At 71.6% G+C, this 13030-nt stretch carries 1 protein-coding gene (running past one end of the window); it reads left to right on the plus strand.

The window, feature by feature from the left end; genetic code table 11:
- Nucleotides 1-13005, plus strand: the 3' portion of a protein-coding gene (locus KHP12_RS46520) for a type I polyketide synthase (RefSeq protein ID WP_211834628.1). It extends 24687 nt beyond the left edge of the window; only the last 13005 of its 37692 coding nucleotides appear in the window; its start codon lies off the left edge, out of view; it ends in the stop codon at nt 13003-13005.
- The last annotated feature ends 25 nt before the right edge of the window (nt 13006-13030 follow it).

Consider the following 13030-nt stretch of genomic DNA (forward strand, 5'->3'; position numbering starts at 1 on the left):
CTTGCGGATGCGTGTGTGTTGGTGGCGGCTCGTGGGCGGTTGATGCAGGCGCTGCCGTCGGGCGGGGTGATGGTGTCGGTGCAGGCCGCCGAGGCCGACGTACTGCCGCTGTTGGCCGGTCGCGAAGCCGAGGTGAGTGTGGCGGCGGTCAACGGTCCGCGTTCGACGGTGATTTCCGGTGTTGAGGCGGCGGTGGCGGAGGTCGCCGGGCTGCTGGAGGCCGGGGGTGTCAAGACGAAGCGGCTGCGCGTCTCGCATGCGTTCCATTCGCCCCTGATGGAGCCGATGCTGGCGGAGTTCCGGCGGGTGGCCGAGGGGTTGTCGTACGCGCCTCCGCGCATCCCCGTCGTGTCGAACGTGACGGGCCTGGTCGCGGATGCCGAGGCGCTGTGCTCCGCCGAGTACTGGGTGCGGCACGTCCGCGAGACCGTGCGGTTCGCGGATGGTGTGGCGTGTCTGGCCGGGCAAGGCGTGGTCAGCTACTTGGAGTTGGGCCCCGACGGAGTCCTCTCCGGGATGGGGCAGGAGTGCGCGCCGGACGCCGCCTTCGCCCCTGTTCTTCGCAGCGGCTGGGAAGAGACGGCCTCGGTCATGGAGGGGCTGGCGCAGATCCATGTGCGGGGTCGCTCGGTGGACTGGGCCGCCCTGCTCGCACCGGCGCGCCCCCGGCCCGTCGAGCTGCCCACGTACCCCTTCCAGCGAGAGCACTTCTGGCTGGAGTCGTCCGTCGCCACGGCTGAAACGGGCCCCACGGGTGCGGCGGACGCCGACTTCTGGGACGCGGTGGAGCGTGAGGACCTGCCCGCGCTCACGGACACCCTGGCGGTCGCGGACGAGAACGGCGCCGGCGAATCGCTGGCGGCGGTGCTACCGGTGCTGTCGTCGTGGCGTCGCCGCGGACGTGAGCGCGCCACGGTGGACGGGTGGCGCTACCGCGTGTCGTGGTCGCCGGTGCCCGACGGAGCCGGGACGGTGTCGGGGCCGTGGCTGGTGGCGGTCCCCGCGGGAATGGCCACCGACCCCTGGGTGTCGGCGTGCGCGGACGCTCTCGCCGGGCGGGGCGCACGGCCGGTGATGGTCGAGCTGGGGCCCGATGACGCCGACCGTGAGGCGGTGGCGGCACGGCTCCGAGAGGCTCTGGCCGGGCTCGAAGCGGCCGATGCCACAGGTGTGTTGTCCCTGCTGGCGTTGGCGGAGGGGCGACACGGTCGGTATCGGTCGGTGCCGCTGGGCGTGGCATTGACGTTGCCGCTGGTGCAGGCGGTGGGCGATGCGGGCGTTGCCGCTCCGGTGTGGTGTGCGACGCGTGGCGCGGTCGCGGTCGCTGGTTCCGAGGGCGTGCGCGCGGTGGAGCAGGCGGCGGTGTGGGGCCTGGGCCGCGTGGCCGGTCTGGAGGTGCCCGAGCGGTGGGGCGGTCTGCTGGATCTTCCCGAGGTGTGGGATGCGCGGGCGGCGGATCGGCTGGTGGATGTGGTGAGCGGCCGTACGGGCGAGAACGAGGTCGCCGTGCGCGGCTCGGGGGTCTTCGCACGCCGTATCGTCCGGGCGTCGGCCGGCGGGCATGGCGTCGGGGGCTGGGTGCCGTCGGGCACGGTGTTGGTGACGGGTGGTACGGGTGCGTTGGGTGCCCATGTGGCGCGGTGGCTGGCGCGGGCGGGTGCGGAGCATCTGTTGCTGGTGTCGCGGCGTGGCCCTGAGGCTGAGGGTGCGGATGAGCTGTGTGCCGAGCTGCGTGAGACGGGCGTTCGGGTGACGGTTGTGGCGTGTGATGCGGGCGACCGGGATGCGCTGGCCGGGGTGTTGGCCGGGGTGCCGGAGGAGTTTCCGCTGACGGCTGTCGTACACACGGCGGGTGTGCTGGATGACGGGGTGCTGGACGGGCTGGCGGTGGAGCGGTTCGAGGGTGTGTTGCGGGCGAAGTCCGAGGCGGCGTGGCATCTGCATGAGCTGACGCGGGAGCTGGATCTTGCGGCGTTTGTGCTGTTCTCGTCGTTCTCGGGGACGGTGGGTGCCGCGGGTCAGGCAAACTACGCTGCGGCGAACGCGATGTTGGACGCTTTGGCGGAGTGGCGGCGCGGTGCGGGGCTCCCTGCCACCTCCGTGGCCTGGGGTCCCTGGGCCGACGACGGCATGGCCGTCAGCAGCGCCGAGGTCAGCCGCACCATCAGGCGCAATGGCATGACCGCGATGGATCCACGGCTGGCCCTGGCGGCGCTGGAGCGCGCCGTCACCCACCCGGACGCCGCTCTCGCCGTCGTCGACGCCGACTGGGGGCGTTTCGCCGACACCTTCGAGGCCCGGCGGCTGTCCCGGCTGCTCAGCGGAGTCCCGGAAGTCCGGGAGCTGACCGCGACCGCCCGGCCGGGCGACACCGACCCCGCGCACACCGAGGAGTCCTCGGCGCTCGTCCGTCGTCTGGAGATCCTGTCCGAGGCCGAACGGCAGCGCACTCTGCTGGAGCTCGTGCGTGCCCATGTGGCCGCCGTACTCGGCCACAGCGGGGTGGACGCCATCGGCCCCGGCCGCGCCTTCATGGAGATCGGCTTCGACTCCCTGACCGCGGTGGGCCTGCGCAACCGGCTCAGCGAGGCCATGGGCGTCCAACTCCCGGCCACCCTGGTCTTCGACTACCCCACACCGGCCGCGCTGGCCGGATATCTGCTCACCGAACTGCTCGGCAGCCACGAACAGACGGACGGCGCGACCGCGGACGTGGCCACGACCGCGTCCGCCGCGGCGGACGAGCCGATCGCGATCGTCTCGATGAGCTGCCGCTTCCCCGGTGACGTACGCTCCGCCGACGACCTGTGGCGGCTGCTGGCCGCCGGAGAGGACGCCGTCTCGGCCTTCCCCACGGACCGTGGCTGGGACCTCGAGGGGCTGTACGACACTGACCCCGACGCGATCGGAAAGAGCTACGTACGCGAGGGTGCGTTCCTCTCCGATGTGAGCGGCTTCGACGCGTCCTTCTTCGGCGTCTCCCCGCGTGAGGCGCTGGCGATGGATCCGCAGCAGCGGCTGCTGCTGGAAACGTCATGGGAGCTGTGGGAACGGGCCGGAATCGACCCGGAGGCGGTGCGCGGCAGCCGTACCGGTGTGTTCATGGGCACCAATGGGCAGGAGTACGTGTCCCTGGTCGACCGGGCCCCGGAGACCACCGAAGGCTATGTGGCCACCGGCAACGCGGCCAGCGTCGTCTCCGGCCGCATCTCGTACACCTTCGGCTTCGAGGGGCCCGCGGTGACGGTGGACACCGCCTGTTCGTCGTCCCTGGTGGCGCTGCACCTCGCGGCACAGGCGCTACGGCAGGGCGAGTGCTCCCTGGCGCTCGCCGGTGGCGTCTCGGTGATGGTGTCACCGCGTGGCTTCGTGGAGTTCAGCCGTCAGCGCGGACTGGCGCCGGACGGCCGGTGCAAGCCGTTCGCGGCGGCCGCCGACGGCACCGCCTGGGGCGAGGGTGTGGGCATGCTGCTGCTGGAGCGGCTGTCGGACGCGCGGCGCAACGGCCATCAGGTGCTGGCGGTGGTACGTGGCTCCGCCGTCAACCAGGACGGTGCCAGCAACGGCCTCACCGCGCCCAACGGCCCGTCCCAGCAGCGGGTGATCCGCCAGGCGCTGGCCAACGCCGGGCTCCCGGCCGGGCAGGTCGATGTCGTGGAAGCCCACGGTACGGGTACGACGCTGGGCGATCCGATCGAAGCCCAGGCGCTGCTGGCCACCTACGGCCGGGAGCACACCGATGAACAGCCCCTGTGGCTCGGCTCGATCAAGTCCAACATCGGGCATACGCAGGCGGCCGCCGGTGTGGCGGGCCTGATCAAGATGGTGCTGGCCATGCGGCACGGTCTGCTGCCCGGGATGCCGAACGTGGAGGAGCCCTCCCGGTACGTGGACTGGTCGCCCGGCACCGTTCAGCTGCTGACCGACGCCACCCCGTGGCCCGAGACCGGTCGGCCCCGTCGGGCGGGCGTGTCCTCCTTCGGCGTCAGCGGCACCAACGCGCACGTCATCCTCGAACAGCCTTCGCCGCAGCCGGTGGCCGAGCGGCCCGCCGTGGACGAGCCCGCAGGCGGCGTGGGGCGGCTGCCCGTCACTCCCTGGCTCGTCTCGGGCAAGTCCGAGGCCGCGCTGCGCACACAGGCGGACCGGCTGCTGGCCCATGTGCGCGAGCGGGCGGAGCTGTCGGCCGAGGACATCGGCCTGTCGTTGGCGACCACGCGGAGTGCGTTCGAGCACCGTGCGGTGGTGCTGGCCGGGGACCGGGACGGTCTGGCCGATGGCGTGGCGGCGCTCGCGGAGGGCCGGGACGCCTCGGGGCTGATCCGGGGGGTGGCCGCTGCTGACGGTCGTGCGGTGTTGGTCTTCCCTGGTCAGGGGGCGCAGTGGGTGGGGATGGCTGCGGCGTTGTTGGAGTATTCGCCGGTGTTCGCGGAGCGGTTCGGGGAGTGTGCGGCGGCGTTGGCGCCGTTCGTGGACTGGTCGCTTGCCGATGTTCTCAGCGACTCCGTGGCGTTGGAGCGGGTGGATGTGGTGCAGCCTGCTCTGTTCGCGGTGATGGTGTCGCTGGCGGAGCTGTGGCGTTCGTACGGTGTCGAGCCCGCGGCCGTCATTGGCCATTCCCAGGGTGAGATTGCGGCGGCGTGTGTGGCGGGTGCGTTGTCGTTGGAGGACGCGGCTCGCGTGGTGGCGTTGCGGAGCAAGGCGTTGCGCGCGTTGTCGGGGCTGGGCGGCATGGTGTCGGTGTCGCTGCCCGTGGACTCGGTGCGAGAGCGGCTGGGCCGGTGGGGTGAGCGGTTGTCGGTGGCGGCGGTGAACGGGCCCTCGGCGGTCGTGGTCTCCGGCGACGCCGACGCGCTGGACGAGCTGCTGGCGGCGTGCGAGGCGGACGAGGTCCGGGCACGGCGTATCCCCGTGGACTACGCCTCCCACTGCGCCCATGTCGAGGCCATCGAGGGCGAGTTGCTACGGGAACTCGCGGGGATCAGTCCTCGGTCGGCGTCGATTCCCTTCTATTCGACGGTAACTGGCGGAGTGCTCGATACGGCCGATTTGGACGCCGCGTACTGGTACCGCAATCTGCGCCAGACCGTGCGTTTCGACGAGACCGTACGCGCCCTGCTGGCCGACGGCTTCGATACGTTCATCGAGGCCAGTGCCCATCCGGTGCTGACGATGGGTGTGGAGCAGACCGCCGAGGACCACGGCACCCGCGTCACCGCCGTCGGGTCCCTGCGCCGCGATGAAGGCGGTCTCGACCGGTTCGCCATCTCCCTGGCCGAGGCGTACGTGGGCGGCGCGTCCGTCGACTGGGCGGGGATGTTCGCGGGCGCGGGCGCGCGGCGGGTCGATCTGCCGACGTACGCCTTCCAGCACCAGCGCTTCTGGGTCGAGCCCGCAGCCGTGGCGGGCGATGTGTCGTCGGCCGGGCTGGTCTCCGCCGACCATCCCCTGCTCGGCGCGGCGGTCGCGCTGCCCGAGTCCGGTGGGCGGCTGTTCACCGGTCGGCTCTCGCTCCGTACGCACCCGTGGCTGGCCGACCACACCATTCACGGCACCGCGCTGCTCCCCGGGTCCGCCTTGGTCGAGATGGCGCTGCGAGCCGGTGACGCGGTCGGCTGCGGCCACCTGGAGGAGCTGACGCAGGAAACGCCCCTCGCCCTTCCCGAGAGTGGCGCCGTCCAGCTGCAACTGACGGTGGGTGGCCCGGACGACTCCGGACGACGCACCGTGAACCTCTACTCGCGCTTCGAGGACGGGCCCGCCGACCTCCCGTGGACCCACCATGTCACCGGTGTGCTGACCACGGAGGGGCCCACGGCGCCGGCGGAGACCGGGCTCGGCCAGTGGCCACCGGCGGATGCCTCGCCGATCGACCTCGCCGACCGGTATGCGAGCGCGGCCGCGCACAGCGGTATCGAGTACGGTTCGGCGTTCCAGGCCCTGCGCCATGCGTGGCGTCGCGGTGCGGAGATCTTCGCCGAGGTGGCGCTGGTGGAGGACATGCGCCCGGAGGCCGGCCGCTTCGGCCTGCATCCCGTGCTGCTTGACGCGGCCCTGCACGCTGTGGCCGATCTGACGGCCGACGACGACGGCCGCGTCCGGCTCCCGTACCGGTGGACCGGGATGTCCCTGTACGCCACCGGCGCGACGACCCTGCGCGTACGGCTCTCCACGGAGCGGCCGGACGGCATGGCGATCCTGCTGACCGACGAATCAGGCCACGCGGTGGCCGAAGTGGACGCGGTGGCGACCCGCACCTTCACATCGGAGCAACTCACCGGGGGCCGGAGGCCCCATGAGTCGCTGTTCCGGGTGGAGTGGATGAGCATCCCGGCAGGCTCTGCCGGTGTCGGGCCGGACCACGCCCACTGGACGATCGTCGGCCCTGGCGGCGCCGAACTGCGCACCGCGCTCGAAACGAGCGGTGGCCGGATCGACGACTACGACGGCATGGGCGCGCTGCTCCGGCCCGACGCATCGGCCGCAGACGTACCCGACCTCGTACTCCTGCCGTTCCTCACCGAGTCGGCAACCGACTCCGTCGCGGCGGCAGACGACTTGGTGTCCGCGACCCGCCAGGCGACACATCGCGCCCTGGACGCGCTCCAGGTGTGGCTGGCCGAGGAGCGGTGCGCCGACTCGCGACTGGTGGTGGTGACGCGGGGCGCGGTGGCGGCCGTGGCGGGTGAGGACGTGCCGGACGCGGCAGCCGCCGCGGTCTGGGGTCTGGTGCGCTCGGCACAGGCCGAGCATCCGGACCGATTCGTCCTGGTGGATCTGGAGAACCTGGAGTGGGCCGCCGAGGCGATCGGCGCGGCGGTGGCCACCGGAGAACCTCAGCTCGCCGTGCGGGGCGGCGGTGCGTACGCCCCCAGGCTGACCCGGGCCCTGGTACCCGTGGCGCCCCCACGAGACGTGGTGTGGGAGCCCGACGGTTCGGTGCTGATCACCGGCGCCAGTGGTGTGCTGGGCGGCTTGGTGGCGCGTCATGTGGTCGCCCGCCACGGGGTGCGCAGCGTGGTGCTGGTGTCGCGTCGCGGCCGCGACGCGGCGGGTGCGGCGGAGCTGGAAGCCGAACTCGCCGACATCGGCGCACGCGTGGTGTTCGAGGTGTGCGATGTCGCCGACCGTGAGGCACTGGCTGGGGTGTTGGCGCGTATTCCGGCGGATCGTCCGTTGTGTGGTGTGGTGCATGCGGCCGGTGTGCTGGACGACGGGCTGGTGGAGGCGTTGACGCCGGAGCGTGTTGATGCGGTGTTGCGGCCGAAGGTGGATGGGGCGGTGTATCTGGATGAGTTGACGCGGGATCTGGATCTGTCGGCGTTTGTGATGTTCTCGTCGGCGGCCGCCACTTTTGGTGCGGCGGGTCAGGGGAACTATGCGGCGGCGAATATGTTCCTGGACGCTCTGGCGGCGCGGCGTCGGGCGCGTGGGCTCGCCGGGGTGTCGTTGGCCTGGGGTTTCTGGGCCGAACGCAGCGATATGACCGGCCACCTGGGCGAGGTCGACATGGCCCGGATGGCCCGGTTCGGGATGACCCCGCTGACCGCCGACGAGGGGCTCGCGCTCTTCGACGCGGCACACACGACCGATGACGCCCTGCTCGTGCCGACGCGTATGGACGTCGCGGTGCTCCGCGCACACGCTCGGCCCGGAACCACCCCCGCTCTGCTGCGCCACCTCATCGGCGCCCCGGCCCGACGGGTGATCGACGCCGCTGCCGACGACCAGGGCGGCGCCACCGCCCTCGTACGCCGTCTCATGGATCTGTCCCGGTCCGAGCGGGAGGACGTCCTGCTGGCGTTGGTGACCGATCATGCGGGAGCCGTGCTCGGCCATACGGAGTCGGACGCGATCGCTCCCGACCGTGCGTTCAGCGACATCGGCTTCGACTCGCTCACCGCGGTCGAGCTGCGCAACCGCCTCAACGCCGCCACCGGTCTTCGGCTTCCGGCCACGCTGGTCTTCGACTATCCGACACCGACCGCGGTCGCCCGCCACATCCTCGGCGAGGTGATGGGCTCCGTACAGGCCGCAGCCGAAACCCCCGCTCTCGACCGGACCCGGGCCACTCCGCCGGTGCGCAAGGCCACGACCGACGACGAGCCGATCGCCATCGTCGGAATGGGCTGCCGCTTCCCGGGTGGTGTGCGTACCCCCGAAGAGCTGTGGCAACTGCTCATCAGCGGTGGAGACGCGATCTCGGGGCTGCCCGACGATCGTGGCTGGGATCTGGAGGGGCTGTATCACCCGGATCCGGATCACCGGGGCACGGCGTATGCGCGTGAGGGTGGTTTCCTGTATGACGCGGGTGATTTTGATCCGGAGTTCTTCGGGATTTCGCCGCGTGAGGCGTTGGCGATGGATCCGCAGCAGCGGTTGTTGCTGGAGACGTCGTGGGAGGCGCTGGAGCGGGCCGGTATCGACCCGGCGTCGGTGCGCGGCAGCCAGACCGGTGTGTTCTGCGGGCTGACCTACCACGATTACACCGATGCGGTGCAGCAGGCCGGCGAGGCCACCGAGGGCTACCTCATGACGGGCAACGCCGGAAGCGTCGCCTCGGGACGCATCTCCTACACCTTCGGCTTCGAGGGACCCGCGGTGACCGTGGACACCGCCTGTTCATCGTCACTGGTGGCATTGCACTGGGCGGCACAGGCGCTGCGGCAGGGCGAGTGCTCACTGGCTCTCGCGGGCGGCGCCACGGTCATGGCCAGCCCGCTCGCGTTCGTCGAGTTCAGCCGCCAGCGCGGACTGGCCCCGGACGGGCGCTGCAAGCCCTTCGCGGGCGCCGCGGACGGCACCGGCTGGGCCGAGGGCGTCGGGATGCTGCTGCTGGAGCGGCTCTCGGACGCGCGACGGAACGGTCACCAGGTGCTCGCGGTGGTGCGGGGCAGCGCCATCAACCAGGACGGTGCGTCGAACGGATTGACGGCGCCGAATGGTCCGTCGCAGCAGCGGGTGATCCGGGCGGCGTTGGAGAGTGCTCGGTTGTCGGCCGCCGAGGTGGACGCGGTGGAGGCGCACGGTACGGGTACCAGGCTTGGTGACCCGATTGAGGCGCAGGCGTTGCTGGCGACGTACGGGCAGGAGCGTGGCGCGGAGGAGCGGCCGCTGTGGCTGGGCGCGATCAAGTCGAACATCGGTCATGCGCAGGCGGCTGCCGGTGTCGCGGGTGTGATGAAGATGGTGCTGGCGATGCGGCACGGCGTACTGCCGAAGACGCTGCATGTCGATGAGCCGTCGCCGCATGTGGATTGGTCGACGGGTGCGGTGGAGTTGTTGACGGATGCGGTGGAGTGGCCGGAGACGGGCCGAGCGCGGCGTGCGGGTGTGTCGTCGTTCGGCATCAGTGGCACCAACGCACACGTCATCCTGGAACACGCCCCCGAGGAGCAGCCCGTCGCCGGGCCGGTGACCGACGAGCCCGATGAGTCCGATGAGTCGGCGCTGGTGCCGTGGGTGGTGTCGGCGAAGTCCGAGGATGCGTTGCGGGCCCAGGCGGAGCGGCTGCTGTCGTACGCACGCAGTCGGGCCGGGGCGGAGACGCCGGTGGCCGATGTGGCGTCGTCGCTGGTCACGACGCGTAGTGCGTTTGAGCATCGAGCTGTGGTGCTGGCCGCTGATCGCGCTGGTCTTGTCGATGGCTTGGAGGCGCTGTCGATTGGTGACCCGGCGCCGGGTGTGGTCCAGGGCTTGGTGGTGCCGGGCAAGTTGGCGGTGTTGTTCTCGGGTCAGGGTAGTCAGCGGGTCGGGATGGGCCAGGAGTTGTATGAGGCGTTTCCGGTGTTTGCCGATGCCTTCGATGAGGTGTGTGGGCAGTTCGACGGGGTGTTGGAGCGTCCGCTGCGGGAGGTGATCCGTGGGGATGTGGCGGGGTTGGATGAGACCGCGTATACCCAGTGTGGGTTGTTTGCGGTGGAGGTGGCGCTGTTCCGGCTGGTGGAGTCGTGGGGTGTACGGCCGGACTTCGTGGCCGGGCATTCGATTGGTGAGTTGGTGGCGGCGCATGTGGCGGGTGTGTTGTCGCTCGAGGACGTGTGTGTGTTGGTGGCGGCTCGTGGGCGGTTGATGCAGGCGCTGCCGTCGGGCGGGGTGATGGTGTCGGTGCAGGCTGCCGAGGCTGACGTACTGCCGCTGCTGGCCGGTCGTGAGGCTGAGGTGAGTGTGGCGGCGGTCAACGGTCCGCGTTCGACGGTGATTTCCGGGGCGGAGGAGGCGGTGACGGAGGTCGCCGGGCGGTTCGACGCTCAGGGGGTCAAGACCAAGCGGCTGCGCGTCTCGCATGCGTTCCATTCGCCCCTGATGGAGCCGATGCTGGCCGAGTTCCGCCTGGTGGCCGAGGGGCTGTCGTACGCGCCTCCGCGCATCCCCGTCGTGTCGAACGTGACGGGCCTGATCGCGGACGCCGAGGCGCTGTGCTCCGCCGAGTACTGGGTGCGGCACGTCCGCGAGGCCGTGCGGTTCGCGGACGGTGTAGGGAGCCTGGCCGACGCGGGAGTCACCACCTACCTGGAGCTCGGCCCGGACGAGGTCCTGTCCACAATGGGCGAGCAGTGCCTGCCGGAGGAGACGACAGACGTCGCCGTCTTCCTACCCGCCGCGCGATCCGGTCGCGACGAGGTCGAGACCGCTCTGACGCTCGCGGCCGGGGCCCATGTCCGAGGTGTGCCGGTGGAGTGGACGGCCGTGCTCGCCGCCATCGACGGACGACCGGCGCGGCACGTGGAGCTGCCGACGTACGCCTTCCAACGCACGCGTTACTGGGTTGCGACAGGGACGGCGCCGGGAGCCCAGCACGGCACGGCGGACGCTCAACGCGAGTCCGCCGACGCCGACTTCTGGGACGCGGTGGAACGCGAGGACCTGCCGGCGCTCGCGGACACGCTGGCCGTCGAGAGCGAGGCCGTTACGGGCGAGTCGCTCGCGGCAGTGCTGCCGGTCCTGTCGTCGTGGCGGCGTCGTAGCCGTGAGCGATCGCAGGTCGACGCGTGGCGCTATCGGATCGCCTGGTCGCCGGTCTCGGAGGTGACGGCTGCGGCGCTGACGGGATCGTGGCTGGTGGCGGTCCCCGCCGGGCTGGCCGACGACGCATGGGTCGCGGACTGCGTGGCCGCCTTGGCCACGCGCGGTGCGCAGCCCGTGGTCGTCGGGCTCGAGGATGCCGACGCCGACCGTGAGGCGGTGGCCGGGCGGCTGCGCGACGCCCTGGGCGGCACGCACCGGGCCGCCGATGTCACGGGGGTGCTGTCGCTGCTGGCGCTGGCGGAAGGGCGGCACGGCCGGTATGCGGCGGTGCCATCGGGCCTTGCGCTGACCCTGTCCCTGCTCCAGGGGATCGGGGACGCGGGTGTGGGTGGCCGTGTGTGGTGTGTGACGCGCGGTGCGGTGGCGACGGGCGGTTCGGAGCGTCCGTCGAGCCTGGAGCAGGCGGCGGTGTGGGGACTGGGCCGGGTCGCCGGACTGGAGGCCCCGGAGCGCTGGGGCGGCCTGGTCGACCTGCCGCAGACCCCGGACGGCCGGGCCCTGGAGCGGCTGACCGCCGTTGTCAGCGGTGCCACCGGTGAGGACGAGGTGGCGGTGCGGGCGTCGGGTGTGTTCGCCCGCCGTGTGGTCCGTGCGGCGGTGGGCGCCGAGAGCGGGGAGGCGTGGCAGCCGTCGGGGACGGTGCTGGTGACGGGTGGTACGGGTGCGTTGGGTGCCCATGTGGCGCGGTGGCTGGCGCGGGCCGGTGCGGGGCATCTGCTGCTGGTCTCGCGGCGCGGTCCGGCGGCCGAGGGCGTGGACAAGTTGCGGGCACAGCTTGCCGAGTTGGGTGCTCGGGTGACGGTCGCGGCATGCGATGTGGGCGACCGCGAGGCACTGGCCGGGCTGTTGGCCCGGGTGCCGGCGGAGTTCCCGCTGACGGCTGTCGTACACACGGCGGGTGTGCTGGATGACGGGGTGCTGGACGGGCTGTCGGTGGACCGGTTCGAGGGCGTGCTGCGGGCGAAGTCCGAGGCGGCGTGGCATCTGCACGAGCTGACGCGCGAGCTGGACCTTTCGGCGTTCGTGCTGTTCTCCTCGTTCTCCGCGACGGTGGGCGGGGCCGGACAGGGCAACTACGCGGCGGCGAACGCCTTCCTGGACGCGCTCGCCGAACACCGCCGTGCCGAGGGTCTGCCCGCCACCTCCGTGGCCTGGGGGCCGTGGGCCGACGGTGGCATGGCCACCCAGGACGCGGCCGTCAGCGGCCGCATGGAGCGGTTCGGCCTGCCCGCGATGGAGCCCGAGCTGGCCGTCACCGCGATGGCGCGGGCCGTCAACCAGTCCGACACCTGCCCGGTCATCACCGACATCGACTGGCCGCGCTTCACCGCCGGTGTCGACGGCACCCGGCTCGGCCTCCTCTTCGGCGACATCGCCGAGGTCAGGACGGCACGGCAGGCCGCCGACGCCACGCTGGACGGGCAGCCCGCCGGCACTCATCGGCCGACGCTCGCGACGACACTCGCGGAGCTCCCGGCGGCGGAACGCGAGCCGGCCCTGCTCGACCTGGTGCGTACGCATACGGCGGCCGTCCTCGGATACGTCACGCACGAGGGCATCGACGCCGAGCGTGGCTTCTTCGACATGGGGCTTGATTCACTGACCGCCGTGGAACTGCGCAACCGGCTCAACGCGGCCACCGGGCTGCGGCTGCGGCCGACCGCACTGTTCGACTACGGATCGCCGTCCGCGCTGGCCCGCCACCTCAAGGGGGAGCTGGTCGAGGACGAGGCCGCCCCGGAGAAGTCCCTGCCCGCCGAGATCGACCGACTCGAAACCGTCCTCACGGCCATGCCGCAGGACGACATCACCCGGACGAAGGCCATCGTCCGGCTCCAGTCGGTGCTGGCCAAGCTGAGTGAACCCGTCAGCGGGGGCGGGGGCGCCGTAGGGGACGACAACGCCGACGACGACCTGGAAAGCGCATCGGTGGACGAGCTCTTCGACGTCATCGACCGAGAACTCGGAGACGCCTGACATGAACGAGAACCACCTGGTTTCT

This window comes from Streptomyces asiaticus, assembly GCF_018138715.1.
Lineage (GTDB): Bacteria > Actinomycetota > Actinomycetes > Streptomycetales > Streptomycetaceae > Streptomyces > Streptomyces asiaticus.